At 64.9% G+C, this 19,270-nt stretch carries 17 protein-coding genes; 7 read left to right on the top strand and 10 right to left on the bottom strand.

Annotated elements, in window-relative coordinates; all coding sequences use genetic code 11:
* Positions 1 to 86 precede the first annotated feature (86 nt).
* Positions 87 to 6,380 (top strand): HAMP domain-containing protein, encoded by a 6,294-nt coding sequence (locus I6F33_RS17945; protein WP_074447528.1) that lies wholly within the window; start codon positions 87 to 89, stop codon positions 6,378 to 6,380.
* A 13-nt stretch (positions 6,381 to 6,393) separates the two neighbouring features.
* The gene (locus I6F33_RS17940; RefSeq protein ID WP_036003924.1) at positions 6,394 to 7,881 is read left to right on the top strand and encodes an HWE histidine kinase domain-containing protein; all 1,488 of its coding nucleotides are present in this window, start codon (positions 6,394 to 6,396) and stop codon (positions 7,879 to 7,881) included.
* Here I6F33_RS17940 and I6F33_RS17935 read toward each other — a convergent pair.
* Entirely contained in the window at positions 7,878 to 8,099 is a 222-nt protein-coding gene (locus I6F33_RS17935) for a hypothetical protein (protein ID WP_225143561.1), read from the bottom strand. The genes I6F33_RS17940 and I6F33_RS17935 overlap by 4 nt on opposite strands.
* A gap of 140 nt (positions 8,100 to 8,239) precedes the next feature.
* On the opposite strand from I6F33_RS17935, the gene I6F33_RS17930 reads away from it, so the two are divergent.
* The gene (locus I6F33_RS17930) at positions 8,240 to 8,497 is read left to right on the top strand and encodes a hypothetical protein (protein WP_036029986.1); all 258 of its coding nucleotides are present in this window, start codon (positions 8,240 to 8,242) and stop codon (positions 8,495 to 8,497) included.
* Positions 8,498 to 8,581: 84 nt separating this feature from the next.
* Positions 8,582 to 8,824, top strand: coding sequence for a hypothetical protein (locus I6F33_RS17925; RefSeq protein ID WP_036003915.1), 243 nt, complete (start codon positions 8,582 to 8,584; stop codon positions 8,822 to 8,824).
* Positions 8,825 to 8,920: 96 nt separating this feature from the next.
* Here the strand turns inward: I6F33_RS17925 and I6F33_RS17920 are convergent, their stop codons facing one another.
* On the bottom strand, positions 8,921 to 9,142 hold the full coding sequence (locus I6F33_RS17920; protein WP_225143559.1) for a hypothetical protein: 222 nt from the start codon (positions 9,140 to 9,142) through the stop codon (positions 8,921 to 8,923).
* A gap of 115 nt (positions 9,143 to 9,257) precedes the next feature.
* Here I6F33_RS17920 and I6F33_RS17915 point away from each other — a divergent pair, with 115 nt between their 5' ends.
* Together I6F33_RS17915 and I6F33_RS17910 are read left to right on the top strand one after the other, a co-directional pair.
* A complete protein-coding gene (locus tag I6F33_RS17915) occupies positions 9,258 to 9,452 on the top strand; it encodes a DUF3072 domain-containing protein (protein WP_057026883.1) in 195 nt (64 codons plus the stop codon).
* 90 nt (positions 9,453 to 9,542) lie between these two features.
* Entirely contained in the window at positions 9,543 to 9,860 is a 318-nt protein-coding gene (locus tag I6F33_RS17910) for a DUF6496 domain-containing protein (RefSeq protein ID WP_225143557.1), read from the top strand.
* 6 nt (positions 9,861 to 9,866) lie between these two features.
* On the opposite strand, the gene I6F33_RS17905 is transcribed toward I6F33_RS17910, so the two are convergent.
* Both I6F33_RS17905 and I6F33_RS17900 read right to left on the bottom strand, forming a co-directional pair.
* Positions 9,867 to 10,229, bottom strand: a complete 363-nt coding sequence (locus I6F33_RS17905; protein WP_225143814.1) for a hypothetical protein — start codon at positions 10,227 to 10,229, stop codon at positions 9,867 to 9,869.
* 269 nt (positions 10,230 to 10,498) lie between these two features.
* Positions 10,499 to 12,052 (bottom strand): Do family serine endopeptidase, encoded by a 1,554-nt coding sequence (locus I6F33_RS17900; protein ID WP_225112616.1) that lies wholly within the window; start codon positions 12,050 to 12,052, stop codon positions 10,499 to 10,501.
* A 205-nt stretch (positions 12,053 to 12,257) separates the two neighbouring features.
* Between I6F33_RS17900 and I6F33_RS17895 the strand changes: the two genes are divergently transcribed.
* Entirely contained in the window at positions 12,258 to 13,094 is an 837-nt protein-coding gene (locus tag I6F33_RS17895) for a universal stress protein (RefSeq protein ID WP_225143555.1), read from the top strand.
* Between the two features lie 18 nt (positions 13,095 to 13,112).
* Here the strand turns inward: I6F33_RS17895 and I6F33_RS17890 are convergent, their stop codons facing one another.
* From I6F33_RS17890 to I6F33_RS17865, 6 genes are all read right to left on the bottom strand, one after another.
* Positions 13,113 to 13,325, bottom strand: coding sequence for a hypothetical protein (locus I6F33_RS17890; RefSeq protein ID WP_036003891.1), 213 nt, complete (start codon positions 13,323 to 13,325; stop codon positions 13,113 to 13,115).
* A gap of 167 nt (positions 13,326 to 13,492) precedes the next feature.
* Positions 13,493 to 15,349 (bottom strand): bifunctional diguanylate cyclase/phosphodiesterase, encoded by a 1,857-nt coding sequence (locus I6F33_RS17885; RefSeq protein ID WP_225143553.1) that lies wholly within the window; start codon positions 15,347 to 15,349, stop codon positions 13,493 to 13,495.
* 250 nt (positions 15,350 to 15,599) lie between these two features.
* Complete coding sequence (gene rpe / locus I6F33_RS17880; RefSeq protein WP_225143552.1) at positions 15,600 to 16,337, bottom strand: ribulose-phosphate 3-epimerase; 738 nt, start codon at positions 16,335 to 16,337, stop codon at positions 15,600 to 15,602.
* On the bottom strand, positions 16,334 to 17,266 hold the full coding sequence (gene cbbX / locus I6F33_RS17875) for a CbbX protein (RefSeq protein WP_225143551.1): 933 nt from the start codon (positions 17,264 to 17,266) through the stop codon (positions 16,334 to 16,336). Before cbbX ends, rpe begins: the two co-directional genes overlap by 4 nt.
* 99 nt (positions 17,267 to 17,365) lie before the next feature.
* On the bottom strand, positions 17,366 to 17,773 hold the full coding sequence (locus I6F33_RS17870; RefSeq protein WP_036003868.1) for a ribulose bisphosphate carboxylase small subunit: 408 nt from the start codon (positions 17,771 to 17,773) through the stop codon (positions 17,366 to 17,368).
* An 11-nt stretch (positions 17,774 to 17,784) separates the two neighbouring features.
* The gene (locus tag I6F33_RS17865; protein ID WP_225143550.1) at positions 17,785 to 19,245 is read right to left on the bottom strand and encodes a form I ribulose bisphosphate carboxylase large subunit; all 1,461 of its coding nucleotides are present in this window, start codon (positions 19,243 to 19,245) and stop codon (positions 17,785 to 17,787) included.
* Between the last annotated feature and the right edge of the window lie 25 nt (positions 19,246 to 19,270).

The following is a 19,270-nucleotide window of genomic DNA, read 5'->3' as shown; positions in this document are numbered from 1 at the left end:
GCGCTTGATTTCGAATTTGGCTGACGCTCTTATTTCGTCGAACGCGTCTTGCCTCAGATTCGGCCGACGCCTGCGGGGGAAACAGTATGAGCGACCTCGATTCCGGAACTGCATCACGCTCCGGTCGTCGCGTCCCAAAGCCAAAAATCAACGGTACGTCCGAGTCAGATTCCCGAGCGGAACTGCTGCTCGCCCTCCAAGCGATGCGCAGCGGTGACTTTTCGGTGCGCATGAGCGGCGACTATCTCGGTATCGACGGCAAGATCGCCGACACTTTTAACGAAATTATCGCCGCGAACCAGCGCATGGCACAGCAGCTCGAGCTGGTGGGCCAGGTGGTGGGACGCGAAGGCAAGACCCGCCAGCGCGTGAAATTCGGCCTCGCCTCGGGCTCCTGGGCCGACATGGAAGGTTCGGTCAACACGCTGATCGACGACTTGTTGTGGCCGACGCGCGAGGTGACACGCGCGGTTGCCGCTGTCGCCCAGGGCGACCTGCTGCAGACCGTCAAGCTCGACGTCGACGGCCGTCCGCTCCGCGGCGAGTTCTTGCAGTCGGCGACGATCGTCAACACCATGATCAAGCAGCTCGGCGTGTTCACCTCGGAGGTGACGCGCGTGGCGCGCGAGGTCGGCACCGAAGGCAAGCTCGGCGGCCAGGCCCAGGTGCCGGAGGTGACCGGCGTCTGGAAGGACCTCACCGAGAGCGTCAACTCGATGGCGAACAACCTGACCAACCAGGTTCGCAACATCGCCGAGGTGACGATCGCGGTCGCCAACGGCGACCTCTCCAAGAAGATCACGGTCGACGTCCGCGGCGAGATCCTCCAGCTCAAGGAAGCCATCAATACGATGGTGGACCAGCTGCGCTCCTTCGCCTCCGAAGTGACGCGCGTGGCGCGCGAGGTCGGCACCGACGGCAAGCTCGGCGGCCAGGCCATCGTGCCCGGCGTCGCCGGCACCTGGAAGGACCTGACCGACTCCGTCAACGCGATGTGCGGCAACCTGACCGCACAGGTCCGCAACATCGCCAACGTCACCACCGCCGTGGCGCGCGGCGACCTCTCGCGCAAGATCACCGTGGACGTGCGCGGCGAGATCCTGGAGCTGAAGGACACCATCAACACCATGGTGGACCAGCTCAACTCGTTCGCCTCGGAGGTCACGCGCGTCGCGCGCGAGGTGGGCACCGAGGGCAAGCTCGGCGGTCAGGCCCAGGTGCCCGGCGTGGCCGGCACCTGGAAGGACCTCACCGACAACGTCAACTTCATGGCCTCCAACCTGACCGCGCAGGTCCGCAACATCGCCGACGTCGCGACCGCCATCGCGAGCGGCGACTTGTCGAAGAAGATCACGGTGAACGTCTCGGGCGAGATCCTTCAGCTGAAGGAAACGCTCAACACCATGGTCGACCAGCTCAACGCCTTCGCCGGCGAAGTCACGCGCGTCGCCCGCGAGGTCGGCACCGAGGGCCGGCTCGGCGGCCAGGCCAACGTGCTCGGCGTCGCCGGCACCTGGAAGGACCTCACCGAGAGCGTCAACTCGATGGCCTCGAACCTGACCGCGCAGGTCCGCAACATCGCCGAGGTGACCACCGCGGTCGCCGGCGGCGATCTCTCGAAGAAGATCACCGTGGACGTGCGCGGCGAGATCCTCGAGCTGAAGGACACCATCAACACGATGGTGGACCAGCTCAACGCCTTCGCCGGCGAAGTCACGCGCGTGGCGCGCGAGGTCGGCACCGAAGGCAAGCTCGGCGGTCAGGCGGTGGTGCGCGGCGTCGGCGGCACGTGGAAGGACCTCACCGACAGCGTCAACTCGATGGCCTCGAACCTCACGGGCCAGGTCCGCAACATCGCCGAGGTCGCAACCGCGGTGGCGAAGGGCGACTTGTCCAAGAAGATCACGGTGAACGTCTCGGGCGAAATCCTTCAGCTGAAGGAAACGCTCAACACCATGGTCGACCAGCTCAACGCCTTCGCCGGCGAAGTCACGCGCGTGGCGCGCGAGGTCGGCACCGACGGCAAGCTCGGCGGCCAGGCCGACGTGCCCGGCGTCGCCGGCACCTGGAAGGACCTGACCGACTCCGTGAACTCGATGGCGGGTAACCTCACCGCGCAGGTCCGCAACATCGCGGAAGTTGCCACCGCCATCGCCGGCGGCGACCTGTCGCGCAAGATCACCGTGGACGTGCGCGGCGAGATCCTTCAGCTCAAGGACACGCTGAACACCATGGTCGACCAGCTCAACCGCTTCGCGGGCGAGGTGACGCGCGTGGCGCGCGAGGTCGGCACCGAAGGCCGCCTCGGCGGTCAGGCCAACGTGCCCGGCGTCGCCGGCACCTGGAAGGATCTCACCGACAGCGTCAACTCGATGGCGGGTAACCTCACCGCCCAGGTCCGCAACATCGCCGAGGTGACGACCGCGGTCGCGCGCGGCGACCTCTCGCGCAAGATCACCGTCGACGTGAAGGGCGAAATCCTCGAGCTGAAGAACACCATCAACACCATGGTGGACCAGCTCAACGGCTTTGCCGGCGAAGTCACGCGCGTGGCGCGCGAGGTCGGCACCGAAGGCAAGCTCGGCGGCCAGGCCGAGGTGCCCGGCGTCGCCGGCACCTGGAAGGACCTCACCGACAACGTGAACTTCATGGCCTCCAACCTGACGGCGCAGGTCCGCAACATCGCCGAGGTCGCAACCGCGATCGCCGGCGGCGACCTGTCGAAGAAGATCACGGTGGACGTACGCGGCGAGATCCTTCTCCTGAAGGACACGCTGAACACCATGGTCGAGCAGCTCCGCTCCTTCGCCGCCGAGGTCACGCGCGTGGCGCGCGAGGTCGGCACCGAGGGCCGGCTCGGCGGTCAGGCCGTGGTGCCCGGCGTCGGCGGCACTTGGAAGGATCTCACGGACAACGTCAACCTCTTGGCTGCGAACCTCACCACCCAGGTCCGCAACATCGCCGAAGTCACCACGGCGGTCGCGCGCGGCGACCTCTCGCGCAAGATCACCGTCGACGTGAAGGGCGAAATCCTGGAGCTGAAGAACACCATCAACACCATGGTGGACCAGCTCAACGCCTTCGCCGGCGAAGTGACGCGCGTCGCGCGCGAGGTGGGCACGGAAGGAAAGCTGGGCGGCCAGGCGCAAGTGCCCGGCGTCGCCGGCACCTGGAAGGATCTCACCGACACCGTCAACTTCATGGCGGCGAACCTGACCGAGCAGGTGCGCGGCATCGTCAAGGTGGTGACCGCGGTCGCCAACGGCGATCTGAAGCAGAACCTCACGGTGAAGTCGAAGGGCGAGGTCGCGGCGCTCGCCGACACCATCAACAACATGACCGAGACGCTCGCGACCTTCGCCGATCAGGTGACGTCGGTGGCGCGCGAGGTCGGCGTCGAAGGCCGGCTCGGCGGCCAGGCCAACGTGCCCGGCGCTGCCGGCACCTGGAAGGATCTCACCGGCAACGTCAACCTGCTCGCGGCCAACCTGACCTCGCAGGTGCGCGCGATCGCGGAAGTCGCAACTGCGGTGACCAAGGGCGACCTGACGCGGTCGATCCAGGTCGACGCCCGCGGCGAAGTGGCGGAGCTGAAGGACAACATCAACACGATGATCACCAACCTCCGTCTCACGACGGACGTGAATACCGAGCAGGACTGGCTCAAGACCAACCTCGCCAAGTTCACCAACATGCTCCAGGGACAGCGCGATCTCACCACGGTCGGCCGATTGCTGCTCACCGAATTGTCGCCGCTGGTGAACGCCCATACGGGCGTGATCTACCAGGTCGAGAACGAGAACGATCCCCAGCTCCTGCTGCTCGCCTCCTACGCCAGCGACGGCGTCTACCCCTATCAGCCGGTGCTGCAGTTCGGCGAAGGCCTGATCGGCCAATGCGCCTTCGACAAGCGGCCGCGCGTCGTCTCCGACATTCCCTCGGACGTGGTGCCGATCAACTCGGCGCTGTTCCGCGTCGCCCCGAAGAACCTCGTCGTGCTCCCGGTCCTGTTCGAAGGCCAGGTCAAGGCCGTGATCGAGCTCGCCTCGCTGGTCTCCTTCACGACCTCGCAGATGACGTTCCTGGAGCAGCTCACCGACTCCATCGGCATCGTGCTCAATTCGATCGAGGCCACGATGCAGACCGAAGGCCTGCTCAAGCAGTCGCAGCAGCTCGCCGGCGAGCTGCAGACCCAGCAGCGCGAATTGCAGCAGACCAACGACCAGCTCGAGCAGAAGGCGCAGCAGCTCGCCGAGCGCAACGTCGAGGTCGAACGCAAGAACCAGGAAATCGAGCAGGCCCGCCGCGCGCTCGAGGAGAAGGCGACCGAGCTCGCGCTGACGTCGAAGTACAAGTCCGAATTCCTCGCCAATATGAGCCACGAGCTGCGTACGCCGCTGAACTCGATCCTGATCCTCGGACAGCAGCTCAGCGACAATCCCGATGGCAACCTCTCGGCCAAGCAGGTCGAGTTCGCCCGCACCATCCATGGTGCCGGCACCGACCTGCTCAACCTCATCAGCGACATTCTCGATCTCTCCAAGATCGAGTCCGGCACCGTGACGGTCGACGCCGAGGAAATCCTGACCGCGAACCTGCTCGAGACCGTCGGCCGGCCGTTCCGGCACGAGGCGGACAACCGCAACCTGTCGTTCAAGATCGACGTCGATCCGAACCTGCCGCGCAGCATCGTGACCGACTCCAAGCGGCTGCAACAGGTTCTGAAGAATCTGCTCTCCAACGCCTTCAAGTTCACCGCCGACGGCGAAGTGCGCCTGAAAGTCGCCGGCGCAATCGGCGGCTGGGGGTCGGATCATCCGGTGCTGAACTCGGCGCCGGCCGTGATCGCCTTCGAAGTGTCCGACACCGGCATCGGCATTCCCCTGGAGAAGCAGAAGCTGATCTTCGAGGCGTTCCAGCAGGCCGATGCCGGCACCAGCCGCAAATATGGCGGCACCGGCCTCGGCCTTGCGATCAGCCGCGAGCTTGCCAGCCTGCTCGGCGGCGAGATCCACCTGCGCAGCGCGCCGGGCAAGGGCTCGACCTTCACGCTCTATCTGCCCTTGAAATATTCCGGCCCGACCCTCGCGCCGCGGGCGCCGGCGTCACAGCAATACGGCCAGCCGCCGGCGCTGCAGCCTGCCGCGCCTGACCAGCAGCGCGTTATCGAGCAGCTGCCCGACGACCGCCTCAACCTCGAGCCCGGCGACACCATTCTCCTGATCGTCGAGGACGACCCGCATTATGCCCGCGTGCTGGTCGATCTGGCCCGCGACAAGGGCTTCAAGGTCCTGGTCGCCGCGCGCGGCGCCGAGGCCCTCGAGCTCGCCAAGCAATACCAGCCGACGGCCGTCTCGCTCGACGTGTTCCTGCCCGACATGCTCGGCTGGACCGTGCTGAGCCAGCTCAAGCACAATCCGCTCACCCGCCACATCCCGGTCCAGATCATCACGCTCGACGAGGACCGCCAGCATGCGCTGGCGCGCGGCGCCTTCTCCTTCGTCAACAAGCCGACGACGACCGAGGGCGTCTCGGCCGCGCTGACGCAGATCAAGGAATATGCGCGGCCGCGGCGCAAGCGGCTCTTGATCGTCGAGGACAACGAGGCCGAGCGGCTCTCGATCCGCGAGCTGCTGCACCACGACGACATCGAGATCCTGGCCACGGATACCGGGGCAGGCGCGCTCACGACGTTGCGCGAGCAACCCTGCGATTGCGTGGTGCTCGACCTCAGGCTGCCCGACATGAGCGGCTTCGAGGTGCTCGATCAGATCCGCAACGACGAGGCGCTGTCGAACATCCCCGTCGTGGTGTTCACCGGCCGCGAGCTCTCGGCCGAGGAGGATGCGGAACTCCACACTATGGCACGCAGCATCGTGGTCAAGGGCGTGGAATCGCCCGAGCGCCTGCTCGACGAGACCGCGTTGTTCCTGCACCGCGTGATCACGGAGTTGCCGCTCGAGAAGCAGCGCATGCTGGAGAAGCTGAACAGTTCCGACGAGGACCTGATCGGCAAGACCGCCCTGCTCGTCGACGACGATGCCCGCAATATCTTCGCGCTCTCGAGCGTGCTGGAACGACGCGGCATGAAGGTGCTGACGGCCACGACCGGCAGCGAGGCGGTGACCTTGGTCGAATCCAATCCGGAGATCGCGATCGTGCTGATGGACATCATGATGCCGCAGATGGATGGCTACCAGACCATCGGCGTGATCCGCGAGAACCCGGCCTTCGCCCGTCTGCCGATCATCGCGTTGACCGCCAAGGCGATGAAGGGCGACCGGGAGAAATGCCTCGAAGCCGGCGCGTCCGACTACCTCGCCAAACCGGTCAACACCGACCAATTGCTGCTTGCGATCCGCATGTGGCTGCATCGCTGAGTTGGACATGCGTATGGACCAGGAAAAGGTCAACATCCTGCTCGTCGACGACCAGCCGGCCAAGCTGCTCGCCTATGAGGTGATCCTGAAGGATCTCGGCGAGAACCTCGTCATCGCCTCCTCGGGCCGCGAGGCGTTGGAGGTGCTGCTCAAGACCGAGATCGCGGTGATCCTGGTCGACGTCTGCATGCCCGAGCTCGACGGCTTCGAGCTCGCCGCGATGATCCGCGAGCATCCGCGTTTCCAGAAGACCGCCATGATCTTCATCTCGGCGATCCAGGTCAGCGACATCGACCGGCTGCGCGGCTACGAGATGGGCGCGGTCGATTACGTGCCGGTTCCGGTCGTGCCGGAGGTACTGCGCGCCAAGATCAAGGTGTTTGCCGAGCTCTACCGCAAGACGCGCGAGCTCGAACGGCTGAACCACGAGCTCGAGGATCGCGTCCGCGCCCGCACCGCGGAACTGGAGGCTTCCACCGCGAAGCTGCGCGAGAGCGAGCAGCGGCGCAGCATGGCGATCGCGGCAGGCAAGATGGGGTCCTGGGACTGGGACTGGATCAGCGGCGATTGGATGTGGGACGAGGGGCAATACAATATCTTCGGCGTCAGCCCCGACAATTTCGAGATCAATCCGGCCAACGTTCAGGCCCTGCTGCACCCCGACGACGTCGACCAGTTGCGCAAGGCGATCGCCGAGTTCAACAAGGGCACACGCGCCTATGAGACGGAGTTCCGCATCATCCGGCCCGACGGCGAGGTGCGCTGGTGCGTCGGCACGGCGGCCGCAACCACGGACGAGAGCGGGCGCGTGGTGCGCGTCAGCGGCGTGACCGTCGACATCACCGAGCGCAAGCGCGCCGAGGAGCGGCAGAACCTGCTGGCGCGGGAAGTCGATCATCGCGCGAAGAACGCGCTGGCGCTGGCGCAGTCGATCGTGCGCCTCACCCGGGCCGACGAGGTCAAGGCCTATGTCAACGCCGTCGAGGGGCGCATCAATGCGCTGGCGCGCGTGCACACCATCCTGTCGCTGTCGAGCTGGCAAGGCGCCGAGCTCTCCAGGCTGATCGACGAGGAGCTTGCGCCCTACTCGCTGGGCGACCAGATCAAATTGGCAGGGCCCGAAGTTCAGTTGCTGCCGGCGACGGCCCAGACGCTGGCGCTCGCACTGCACGAGCTCTTCACTAACTCGGCAAAGTACGGCGCGCTATCCACGCGAGCGGGGCGGCTCGCGATCGATTGGCAGGTCGACGAGGAGCTGCTCACGCTGAGCTGGGAGGAATCCGGCGGTCCCCTGGTCAAGACCCCGAAATCGCGCGGCTTCGGCACGCGAAGCCTGCTTGCGAGCATCGAGTCCCAGCTTGGCGGACAGGCGCAGTTCGATTGGCGCGCCGAGGGCCTGCTGTGCCGTCTTGAGGTGCCGTTGACACGCAAGACCGCGGCGGCTGCACCAAGCAAGTTCGACACCGCCGGCGCTGCCGAATTGCAACGCGCATCCGGTTAACCTGACGCTGCGCTGGTCATGCTCTGCGCCGTGCGCGGTTCGCGCGCGACGCGCCCCTCGAGCCAGGCTTCCGTTCGGGCGAGATCGCGCAGCGCCCTCGCGTAGCGGCGGGCCGCGCTCCGCTCCGCGCCAAGCGGAAGCTTGCGCGCCTTGCGCAGGATGTCCGCGGCCGCGTTGCGATAGGCCAGCGAGCGGTAAAGAAAGACGACCTTACCCATATCGATGTTCCCGTTTTGCTGGCGCCCATCTTGGCAAGCCCGGCATGAACGCCGGATGAAACGGGCGGTAACAATTCCTTCAGCGGAACGGAACCCGGCGATCACATGCGCGTTGGCGTGGCAGTTCGGGATGCCGTCCCATGCGCACCAAGAAGTCGTCTGAGCTGATCTCTGCCAGCGGCCTTATCAAGCTGATGACGCATGCAATGATGGGCGCAGCGCTCGGCCTCATTTTCAGCCTCACGCTCGTCCTGTCCAATCCAGCCGTCGCCAACCTGCTGAACAATGGCGGAAGCCAGGCCGCGATGGTCTTCGCCCTCACCTTGGTGACGACCTTCGCGATCGGCGCGACGCTCACCGGCGCCGTGTTCATCCTGGCCGAGGACAAGCAAACTTGAAGCGTGGAAGATACTTCGCCGGGAACTCCCTGCCGCGACGCGCGGTTTGTGCCTGCGTCAATTTAACTCAGGGAGTTTCCCCGCATGAAGACGACCAAGCTCGCTCTCGCCGTAATATTGGCAACCGGCCTTGCCGCCGCGCCGTTTGCCGCCCAGGCCAAATCGCACAAGACTAAGCATGGATCCTCGATGTCGTCGGCACAGACCACCGGCGCCAACACCAAGTCCTCCAAGGGCGCTGATCCGTCCGGCCAAGGCGGCGCCGGTCCCGGCTCTGATCAGGGCGGCACCATGACCAACAAGGGCGGCATGACCGACACCAAATAGGCGCTCCCTGGAATCATGAAGGGCTCCGCATTGCGGAGCCCTTTGTCTTCTATCTTTGGTTCGGCACTCGGCCTTCAGTATACGGCGCCAAGGATCTCAGCGGCGCTCGGCTGCGCGCGCGGAGTTGCCGCCTGTCTTCACGGCACGAAGCCGCACCCGGTCGCGGACGTTCGGCAGTACGTCGCTGCCGCCGGCAGCCTTCCATTCGGCGATCAAGAGATTGATCTTCCGGCGCAAGTCCATCTGCGCCAGGGCTCTCTCCGTGCAGTCGTGATCGCGCTTGACGAGGTCGCGCACCGACGCCTCGACGTCGGCCATCTCAAGCCTCAAGGCTCTGATTTTACGTCGAATTTCATTAATTCTGTTGTCCATGCCTTGTTAGAACAAAATAAGAACATATAGTCAAGTCACGATTTCAGGACGGAGACGCCAGATGCAGGTTCAAGGTAAATACGACGCCAGATTTTTCCTGGGCGAGCAGATGACGCGGGCGCAGGGTCTCAAGCTGAAGCGGCTCAGCGAAGAGGCCTACCAGCCCGGCCAATATGCGCGGGATCTGTCCTTCAGCGAGGCCGCCCGGCGCATCCAGGTGCTGGAAGCGGAGATCGAGCTGGCAAACTCCTTCTAGAGCATCGCATCGCGCTTTAGGCATGCGCCGTTCCACGCTCCCGGAACCATGGCTGTGCAGAATGGTTCTCCCCGCCGAGGGAGAATATGCATGGCACGCAAGGCAAAAAAGCGCCGCTACTCACGCAGCTCGGGAAGCGATGTCGCCACCGAGATGCGGCGTTACAAGAAGGGCACCGCGAAGAGCGGCCGTGGCGGGCGCGGCGGCCGCGTCAAGAACCGCAAGCAGGCCATCGCGATCGGACTGTCGAAGGCACGCAAGAAGGGCAAGAAGGTCCCGAAGAAGGCTTCGAAGCGCAAGAGCGCCAAGAAGACGTCCAAGAAAGCATCCAAGAAAACGTCCGCGACGTCGTCCAAGAAATCGTCGAACAAGAAATCATCGAAGCGCAAATCCAAGCGGTCGCGCTGACCCGCCTCAGATCATGCTCCCCGGCATGAAGCAGCGGATCGAAATCCCGAACGCAGTCTTGACCGGCCACACCATCGTGCGGCCGGCCCGGTTGGGCTCGGTGATGACGGCCTCATCCGGCACATCGATCCACTGTCCGTCGATGCGGACACGGTAGCGCCCGTTGTGCGACTCCCAGTCGAGATCGGCAAGGGCGAAACCGTCCGCGTCCGAGCAGCACGGACCGAGATGGCTGCGCAAACTGTCGAACCATGGCTTCAGAGGAGAATTCGCGTAGCGGCCGTCGTCGCGCCCGAGCGCGTTTCCCCCCGAGAGCACCAATGGCGCCACGAGCAGCGCACCCCTGAGCGAGAGCTTCAATCGATCCATGTCGGCACCGATCACTTGTGAACCACCGGCGAGTTCCACAAAGCGCCGGGAGGCTCGAAGTTCCACGCTTGCAACCCCTCTCAGCGGCGACGTTGGCGCAGAGCACCGAGGCGCCCTGCGAGTGTGATCAGCGAACACGGCTTTTTCGGACGCACCAGGTCATCATCCCTGCCGTTAACGAGAATGTGACCGGCCTGGTGCGGACGTGACGTGTGTGCAAAAGGCGGCCCGAAGGCCGCCTTCCTGGATTGGTAAGGGTCGAGTTGACGTTATGCGAGTGGCACCGCAACGAAGCGGGTGGCCTCCGCGCTTCTGACCTGAAGCAGCACGCTGCGCTTGCCCGACGATTTGGCCTGCGCCAGCTCGGAGCGCACCTCGCCGACATTGCTGACAGCCTTGCCGCCGACATTGAGGATGACGTCGCCGGTCCGGATGCCGCGTTGCGCGGCCGGGCCTTGCGGATCAACCTCGGTGACGACGACGCCGTTCTGGCCTGCGCCCTGAACGTCACCGGCGGGCGCCAGGCTGAGGCCGAGGCGCGGCGTGCCGGCACCCGGCTGTCCGCTGCCCTCGTCGGCATTGCCACTGCCATTGCCCTTGGCCTGCCGCTCGTTCGGCAACTCGCCGAGCGCCAGCGTCACCGTCTTGCTGTCGCCCTTGCGGAAGACATCGAGCTTCACGGACGTGCCCGGCGTCAAGCCGGCGATGGTGCGGGCGAGGTCGCGAGAGTCCTTGATCGTGGTGCCGTTGACGGCGGTGATGACATCGCCCGCCTGGATGCCGGCCTTCGCCGCCGGGCTGCCATCCTGCGGATTGTCGACGATCGCGCCGCGCGCCTCCTTGAGCCCGAGGCTGTCGGCGATATCCGACGTCACCGGCTGCACCTGCACGCCGAGCCAGCCCCGGGTGACCGCGCCCTTGTCCTTCAATTGCGCGACGACGAGCTTGGCGGTCGAAGCCGGGATATCGAAGCCGATGCCGACCGAGCCGCCCGAGGGCGAGAAGATCGCAGTGTTCACGCCGATCACGTTGCCGTTCATGTCGAAGGCCGGGCCGCCGGAATTACCCTTGTTGATCGGCGCGTCGATCTGGATGAAGTCGTCATAGGGACCGTTGCCGATGTCGCGGCCGCTGGCCGAGACGATGCCGGCGGTCACGGTGCCGCCAAGACCGAAGGGATTGCCGACCGCGACCACCCAGTCGCCAATGCGCGGCTTCTGGTCGGAGAACTTGACGAACGGAAAGTCCTTCTTGCCGTCGACCTTGATCAGCGCGAGATCTGTCTTCGGATCGGTGCCGACCACTTTCGCGGTGTAGGTCGTGCCGTCGTCCATCGTCACCTGCACGGACTCGGCGCGATCGACGACGTGATTGTTGGTCACGGCATAGCCGTCGGCGGAGATGAAAAAGCCGGAGCCTTCGCCCGTGATCATCTGGTGGCGCTGGCGCGGCATGCCGTTCGCGCCGCCCGGAAAGCGGAAACCGAACTGTCGCGAGAACTGGTCGAACGGCGTGTCCTCGTCCGAATCCATCCGGTTCTGCTGCAGCATCGCGCTCTTGTCGTTGTCCTGATCGATTTTGACCCGCACCGAGATCACAGCGGGTTTGACCCTGCTAACGAGATCGCCGAAGCCGGGCGGCGTCGCGGCGGCTTCGGCCGCCTGAGCCGGCGCAATCAAGGAGTTGATGCCGTACGGCGAGGCGCCTGGCGCAACTGCCAGGGCGGCCACGCCCAGCGCGGCCACGGTGCCGAGCAGCGCGAGCCGCCGCGGCCGCAAGATCTTGCGAGACGTGGTGATGTCGGAATTGACGCGATCGTTCATGTCGAAATGTCCATGTTGAGCAGGTGTCGCCTTGCCCGCAACATGGTCGCTGCCACCTTACGGCGTCCCGTCCGTCCGATTAAATCTCGGCAAAGAATGGATGAGCGGTCGCAGCAGGCAATCCGGACGTTTGATACAGCTCAACGCGCCGCCTTCGCGCAGTGAAAAACTGCGACCATCGGATGATGCTCAGCGGAGGCGCGCCATGTACAAAGACATTCTCGTCCACATTCCCACCGAACGTCCCATGCGTCCCGCGATCGAGGGCTCGGTCTCGCTCGCGGCGAAGCTCAACGCGCATCTCGACGCGGTCGCGGTCGGCTATGTCGCCACCAGTACGGCTTACGTCATGGAAGGCGGCGCGGCGGTGGCGGCCGTGTTCGAGCTGGAGCGCGAGCGCGCCGTGGAGCGGGCCGAGGCGGCGCTCGCGGTATTCAAGAGCGAGGCGGCGAACGCCGGCATCTCCTATACCTGCCACGCACTCGGCGCGATCCCGGCAGATGCCGCCGGCTCGCTCGGCGAGATGGCACGGCTGCACGACCTCAGCGTCGTGCTCCAGCCCGATCCGGCGCAAGGCTCGTTCGACAACGACATGCCGAGCGAGATCCTGTTCCGCGCGGGCGGCCCGGTGCTGTTCCTGCCCTACACCTTCCGGGGAGCCTTCAAGGCGAAGCGGATCGGCATCTGCTGGGACGGCAGTCGCGTTGCCGCCCGCGCTATGCGCGACGCAGCTCCGTTCCTGGCGCGCGCCGAAGAGATCGTGATCATCACCGTCAACGAGACCGACGACGTCTGCGGCGAAGCTTCAGCGAGCGGCTTGGCCAGACATCTCGGCCGGCGCGGATTGTCCACCCGCACGGTCAGCCTGACCGCCTCGCGCGCCGACATTCAGCCGATCATTCTGTCGCTGGCGGCCGACGAGAGTCTCGATCTTCTGGTGATGGGCGGCTACGGCCATTCGCGGTTGCAGGAACGCTTTCTCGGGGGCGTCACCCGCGCCATGCTGGAAGCCATGACGGTCCCGACGCTGATGTCGCATTGACGCGCCGGCCTGGCGCCGTCACGCCGCGACGGGAGCTTCCCATGTCGTGGGCGCGGCGGCGTCCTTGTCGCGGTGCACATTGCACGCGTCGAAGTGCGCCTTGAGCTCGATTTCGGCGAGATGTTCGAAATGTTCGGCCTGGCCGAGAAGTTCCCAGTTCTGGAGCGGCCGGTAGGCCGCCTGCTGACGGCAGAGGGACGCCAGCGCCCGGTAGCGACGTACGTTCTCCATGAGACCCTCCCTCGCGTTCACCGGCTTATTGCCCTGATTTGCGTCAGGCCGATGGCGTTTATGCAAAACATTTGCTGCGCGCCAACGCGCCTGAACCAAGTTTATTTTCGAGAAGCGCCGGTAAGGATTTTAGTTCCAAACGTCCGCTCGGAACTCTGTGCCCAATGCTAGGCGTAGAGGCGGCGCTCCACGGCGAGGCCCACCAGGTCGAGATAGCGCTCGATCAAGTCGGGACGGCCGACGAGATAGCCTTGCATCTCCTCGCAGGCCTCGCGGGCCAAGAAGGCACGTTGGGCTTCCGTCTCCACCCCCTCGGCAATGACCGGGATCTTCAGCGCGTGCGCCAGGCTCAGGACGGCGCGGACAATCTCGGCCGATTGCGGCGTCGCCTCCAGGTTGGAGATGAAACTGCGGCCGATCTTGATCTTGTCGAACGGGAACGACTGCAGATAGGACAGCGAGGAATAGCCGGTACCGAAATCGTCCATGGCGATGCGGATGCCGAGCGCCTTCAGCCGCCGCAGCAGGTTGAGCGCGCGGGTGAAATCGCCGATCAGCACGCCCTCGGTGATCTCGACCTCGAGCCGCGTCGGCGTCAATCCCGTCTCCAACAGGATCTGATGGATCGAGCGCTCGAGATCGCCCGCCTGAAACTGGACCGGCGACAGATTGACCGCGACCTGCAACGGCCGCGGCCAGGATGCCGCCTCACGGCACGCCTCGCGCAGCACCCATTCACCGATCTCGACGATCAGCCTGTTCTCCTCGGCGAGCGGAATGAACTGGTCCGGCGGCACGAAGCCCCTCGTCGGGTGATTCCATCGCAGCAGCGCCTCGAAGCCGATGACCTCGCCATCCACCCGCGCCTGCGGCTGGAAATAGACGAGGAGCTGGTTCTGCTCCAGCGCCTGCCGCAGGTCGTGCTGCAACAGCCTGCGATCGCGCAGCTCCTGGTCCATCTCGGATTCGAAGCAGCGGACCCGGCTCCTGCCCTCGCGCTTGGCGCGGTAGAGAGCCGAGTCGGCATTGGCGAGCAGCGTCGCCGCGTTCACGCCATCGTCGGGATAGAACGCGATGCCGACGCTGAGGCCCACGTGGGAGAGATAGTCGTCGACCTCGAGTTCCTTGCCGATCGTCTCGACCAGGCGTTCGGCCAGCGCCAGAACGTCCTCACGGCTGGCGTTGTCGGGCATCAGGATCATGAACTCGTCGCCGCCGATGCGGGCGACGAAGGCGCCTTCGGCTTCCGCGGCAAGCCGGTCGGCGGCCGCCCGCATCAGCATGTCGCCGACGGGGTGACCGAACACGTCGTTGACCTCCTTGAAGCGGTCGAGATCGAGGCTCAGCACGGCGAAACTGGTCGACGCCTCCTGCGCCCGTTCCAGCCGTTCGTCGAGCGCGGCGTTGAAGGCGCTGCGGTTCGGCAGGTCCGTGAGCGCATCATGATGCGCAAGATGGCTGATCCGCTGCCGGGTGGTGACACGCTCCGTGACATCCTCGATCACGCCGACGAGATATTGCGGATCCCCGTTGCCATCCGTGATCAGCATCTTGCGTGAATTGACGACCCGGTCGCGGCCCTTGACGCCGACTTCGAGCAGATGCTCCTCCAGAACCATCGGCATGCCGCTGGCCGCGACGCGTCTATCCTGCTCGTTGACCACGCGGGCCACGTCAGCCGGGAAGATCTGCTCGGGCGTTCGGCCCAGCATCTGTTCGCGCGGCATGCCGTAATAGTCTTCTCCGGCGCGGTTGAGCAGGATGTAGCGCGAACTCTCCGCACATTTCGCGAAGACGGCGATCGGAATGTTTTCGATGATTGTGTCAAGGAACTCGCGGGTCCGCAGCAGATCCTGCTCGACCTCGTCGCGCGTTTGCGCGCGTACTTCGATCATCCGCTGACGCTCGCGATCACCGGCCTCGTAAGCCGCGCTGACGAACTTGCCCAGCTTGACGAGATCGACCTGTCCGGTGGCATCGGTGGCGCAGCGGAGCTGCTCGGCGAACAGGCGATGCATGCTCATGCCATCACTTTGCGCCGCGTGCGGGCTTCATGCCGCAGTTTCCGTCGTTACGCATCCGCGCTCTCATAGCGTCCCTAAACCACAGATTGAGACGCTTGGCATTGCGCGGTCGTTAATCGATTGTCCTTCTCCGGTGCGTTGGTTACCCCGGCCTGAATGAGCCGATCGATTTGGAAGGCATGCTCCGTAGAGATCCGGAGAAAGTGGCGCCTTGACACACCGGAGCCACGGCGATGGGCTGATCCGTAATCTACCGGATGAGCGCACTTTCTTCGGCCCGCTTCGCGGGCGCGGAACTATCTTGCAGCTTCGGAACCCGGCCGGTCTCCGCGGCGATGCGAATAGCCGCGATATTGGCGGCATATTCGCCAGCGCTCTTGCCGCGAAACACGGCGGAGCCCGCGACCAGCGTGTCGGCACCCGCTGCAGCCACGGCCGCGGCATTGTCGCACGTGACACCGCCGTCGACCTCGAGCCGGATCGGCCGCCCGCCGATCATGGTCCTGATCCGCCTGATCTTGTCGATCTGCGATGCGATGAAGGATTGGCCGCCAAAGCCCGGATTGACCGTCATCACCAGCACGAGATCGATACGATCGAGCACATACTCGATCACCGCTTCCGGGGTCGACGGACAAAGGCTGACGCCAGCCTTGCTGCCGAGCGAGCGGATCGCCTGGAGCGAGCGGTCGAGATGCGCCCCCGCTTCGGCGTGCACCGTGATGATGTCCGCTCCGGCCTTTGCGAACGCCTCGAGATAGGGATCTGTCGGCGCGATCATCAAATGCACGTCGAACGGCTTCTTCGAATAGGGACGGATCGCCTTGATGACCTCGGCACCGAAACTGATGTTCGGCACGAAGTGCCCGTCCATGACGTCGCAATGAATCCAGTCGGCCCCAGCGGCGTCGATCGCGGCGACCTCCTCGCCGAGACGCGCGAAATCCGCGGCGAGGATCGAGGGAGCGATCATGATCTCCTTCGTCATGGCACTGCACTCCGCGCATCCGCACCGCCGCTGAAGACTCGGCTCGCCAAGACGTCCATGGCATCGATGGTTTCGAGGTCGGCGACATCGAGCATGCGATCGAGATCGGACACCAGCCGATCGGCCTGCCGCAGGCGGATGCGGTCGACGGCGTTGCGGATCGAGCGCGCATTGGAGAAGAACGGCTGGGTCCGGCGCAGCGCGATGTATTTCTCGAACGCCTCGCGCGCCGCAGCCGAGAAGCGGTAGCCGCGCTCCTTCAGCATCAGCTCGGCGATAACGAGCAGCTCGGCCTCTGCATAGTCAGGGAATTCGATGTGGTGGGCGATCCGCGACCGGAAGCCGGGATTGGAGGCGAAGAATTTCGTCATCCGCTCGCCATAGCCGGCGAGGATCACGACGAGGTCCTCGCGCTGGTTCTCCATCACCTGGAGCAGGATCTCGATCGATTCCTGACCATAGTCGCGCTCGTTGTCGGGACGATGCAGGTAATAGGCCTCGTCGATGAACAGCACGCCGCCCATCGCTTTTTTCAGGATCTCCTTGGTCTTCGGCGCAGTGTGGCCGATATACTGGCCGACGAGATCGTCGCGCGTCACCGAGATCACCTGCCCGCGCCGCACGAAGCCGAGCCCGTGCAGGATCCTGGCCATGCGCAGCGCGACGGTGGTCTTGCCTGTTCCAGGATTGCCGGTGAACGACATGTGCAGCGTCGGCGGCGCGGAGGCGAGGCCGGCACGCTGCCGGATGCGCTCGATCAGCAGCAGCGAGGCGATCTGGCGCACGCGGTTCTTGACCGGCTTGAGTCCGATCAGCTCCTGATCGAGCTGTTGAAGCGTCTCGGTGATTCCGGCGGCTTCAGCCTCCTTGCGGAGATCGAAATGGGTCTCGCTGTGTTCGGTCGTGGTTGCGTGGGGGACATCGAGCATGGCTACCCTCGAAGAAAAGAGCTTCGCCGCGAGCGAGGCGGCGAAGCAGTGGTCCGCCAGGATGCGGAGCAGGGAGAGCTCCGCGCGGAAGCGGATGACTCAAGCTGGCGCGTGCGCAACCGGCTTGCGCACGGTGGTGTAGCGGACCGCACGGCCGCCGACCTCCTGCCGCACCAGCTCGAACTCCGTCTCTTGCTTCGGCCGGTTGACGAGGAAGGAGATCCGCACCGACTCCCAGCCGTGGCTGGCATCGAAGCCGCTGATGCGGATATAGCGGTCGCCGTAGACCCTGCGGCACTCGGCGAGCTCCATCATCACGCCGGCGGCGTCCTGGAGATCGAACATCGGCAGGCCCCACATCTCCCAATAGGTGTTTCGGGGATGCGGATCGTCGGTGAACTCGATGTTCACCGCCCAGCCATTGGCGAGGCAATACTGCACCTGGCTGGTGATCTGCTCGTCGGTCAGATCCGGCAGGTACGAGAAGCAGCCCTGGGTGATCTTCATCTCAAATCTCCTCAGACGGTTTCCAGCGCGGTCGGCACGAAGTCCGGCGTGTCGGTGGATTGATAGTTGAAAGTGACATCCTTCCAGACCTCGAGCGCGGCCTTCAGCGGCGTGCAGGTCTGGGCCGCCTTGGCCAAAATCTCCGGGCCCTCGTGGACATAGTCGCGGCCCTCGTTGCGGGCGAGGATCATCGCTTCCAGCGCCACGCGGTTGGCGGTCGCGCCGGCCGCAATGCCCATGGGATGACCGATCGTGCCGCCGCCGAACTGCAGCACGACGTCCTCGCCTAACAGGTCGAGCAGCTGGTGCATCTGCCCGGCATGGATGCCGCCGGAGGCTACCGGCATCATCTTGTTGAGGCTCGCCCAGGACTGGTCGAAGAACAGGCCATGCTCGAGCTTGGTCGGGTTGAAGTCTTCGCGGCAGACATCGTAGTAGCCGCGTGTGGTGTTGGGATCGCCTTCGAGCTTGCCGACCACAGTACCGGCGTGGATGTGGTCTACGCCGGCGAGCCGCATCCACTTCGCGATGACGCGGAACGACACGCCATGGCTCTTCTGCCGCGTATAGGTGGAGTGGCCGGCGCGATGCAGATGCAGGATCATGTCGTTGCGCCGCGCCCATTTGGCCATGGACTGGATCGCAGTGTAACCGATCACGAGGTCGATCATCACGATCACCGAGCCGAGCTCCTTTGCGAACTCGGCGCGCTCGTACATGTCCTCCATGGTGGCCGCGGTGACGTTCAGGTAGGTGCCCTTCACCTCGCCGGAAGCGGCCTGCGCGCGGTTCACCGCCTCCATGCAATAGAGGAGTCGATCGCGCCAATGCATGAAGGGCTGCGAGTTGATGTTCTCGTCGTCCTTGGTGAAGTCGAGCCCGCCCTTCAGCGCCTCATAGACCACACGGCCGTAATTGCGGCCGGACAGACCGAGCTTCGGCTTCACCGTCGCGCCGAGCAGCGGCCGGCCGAACTTGTCGAGCCGCTCGCGCTCCACCACGATGCCGGTCGCCGGTCCCTGGAACGTCTTCACATAGGCGACGGGAAAGCGCATGTCCTCGAGTCGCAGCGCCTTCAGCGGCTTGAAGCCGAACACGTTGCCGATGATCGAGGCCGAGAGGTTGGCGATCGAGCCCGGCTCGAACAGGTCGAGATCGTAGGCGATGTAGGCGAAATACGAGCCTGGCGAGCCCGGAACGGGATCGACGCGGTAGCACTTGGCGCGATACTTCTCGGCCGCCGTCAAGCGATCGGTCCACACCACCGTCCAGGTCGCGGTCGAGGATTCGCCGGCAACCGCGGCGGAGGCCTCAATCGGGTCGACGCCTTCCTGCGGCGTGACGCGGAACAGCGCGATGACGTCGGTGTCCTTCGGCGTGTAGTCGGGCTCCCAATAGCCCATGCGCTTGTATTCCATCACGCCGGAGCGATAGCGCTCTTTGCCGCGGACCGTGCCTGCATGTGCGTTCATGTCTCTCTCCTGCTCTTTTCTCTGC

This window comes from Bradyrhizobium sp. BRP20 (genome assembly GCF_020194215.1).
Lineage (GTDB): Bacteria > Pseudomonadota > Alphaproteobacteria > Rhizobiales > Xanthobacteraceae > Bradyrhizobium > Bradyrhizobium yuanmingense.
The sequence above is the reverse complement of the archived record's forward strand: the minus strand, read 5'-3'. Positions and strand labels throughout refer to the sequence as shown.

What these genes read in the sequence shown, in the direction of transcription:
- I6F33_RS17910 (WP_225143557.1), top strand. Translation starts at nt 9,543, where the DNA reads ATGGCACGCAAGGCAAAAAAGCGCCGCTACTCACGCAGCTCGGGAAGC.
- I6F33_RS17870 (WP_036003868.1), bottom strand. Translation starts at nt 17,773, where the DNA reads ATGAAGATCACCCAGGGCTGCTTCTCGTACCTGCCGGATCTGACCGAC.
- I6F33_RS17920 (WP_225143559.1), bottom strand. Translation starts at nt 9,142, where the DNA reads ATGGCCGACGTCGAGGCGTCGGTGCGCGACCTCGTCAAGCGCGATCAC.
- I6F33_RS17905 (WP_225143814.1), bottom strand. Translation starts at nt 10,229, where the DNA reads ATGGATCGATTGAAGCTCTCGCTCAGGGGTGCGCTGCTCGTGGCGCCA.
- cbbX (WP_225143551.1), bottom strand. Translation starts at nt 17,266, where the DNA reads ATGCTCGATGTCCCCCACGCAACCACGACCGAACACAGCGAGACCCAT.
- I6F33_RS17945 (WP_074447528.1), top strand. Translation starts at nt 87, where the DNA reads ATGAGCGACCTCGATTCCGGAACTGCATCACGCTCCGGTCGTCGCGTC.
- I6F33_RS17890 (WP_036003891.1), bottom strand. Translation starts at nt 13,325, where the DNA reads ATGGAGAACGTACGTCGCTACCGGGCGCTGGCGTCCCTCTGCCGTCAG.
- I6F33_RS17900 (WP_225112616.1), bottom strand. Translation starts at nt 12,052, where the DNA reads ATGAACGATCGCGTCAATTCCGACATCACCACGTCTCGCAAGATCTTG.
- I6F33_RS17885 (WP_225143553.1), bottom strand. Translation starts at nt 15,349, where the DNA reads ATGAGCATGCATCGCCTGTTCGCCGAGCAGCTCCGCTGCGCCACCGAT.
- I6F33_RS17930 (WP_036029986.1), top strand. Translation starts at nt 8,240, where the DNA reads ATGCGCACCAAGAAGTCGTCTGAGCTGATCTCTGCCAGCGGCCTTATC.
- I6F33_RS17895 (WP_225143555.1), top strand. Translation starts at nt 12,258, where the DNA reads ATGTACAAAGACATTCTCGTCCACATTCCCACCGAACGTCCCATGCGT.
- I6F33_RS17925 (WP_036003915.1), top strand. Translation starts at nt 8,582, where the DNA reads ATGAAGACGACCAAGCTCGCTCTCGCCGTAATATTGGCAACCGGCCTT.
- rpe (WP_225143552.1), bottom strand. Translation starts at nt 16,337, where the DNA reads ATGACGAAGGAGATCATGATCGCTCCCTCGATCCTCGCCGCGGATTTC.
- I6F33_RS17940 (WP_036003924.1), top strand. Translation starts at nt 6,394, where the DNA reads ATGGACCAGGAAAAGGTCAACATCCTGCTCGTCGACGACCAGCCGGCC.
- I6F33_RS17915 (WP_057026883.1), top strand. Translation starts at nt 9,258, where the DNA reads ATGCAGGTTCAAGGTAAATACGACGCCAGATTTTTCCTGGGCGAGCAG.
- I6F33_RS17935 (WP_225143561.1), bottom strand. Translation starts at nt 8,099, where the DNA reads ATGGGTAAGGTCGTCTTTCTTTACCGCTCGCTGGCCTATCGCAACGCG.
- I6F33_RS17865 (WP_225143550.1), bottom strand. Translation starts at nt 19,245, where the DNA reads ATGAACGCACATGCAGGCACGGTCCGCGGCAAAGAGCGCTATCGCTCC.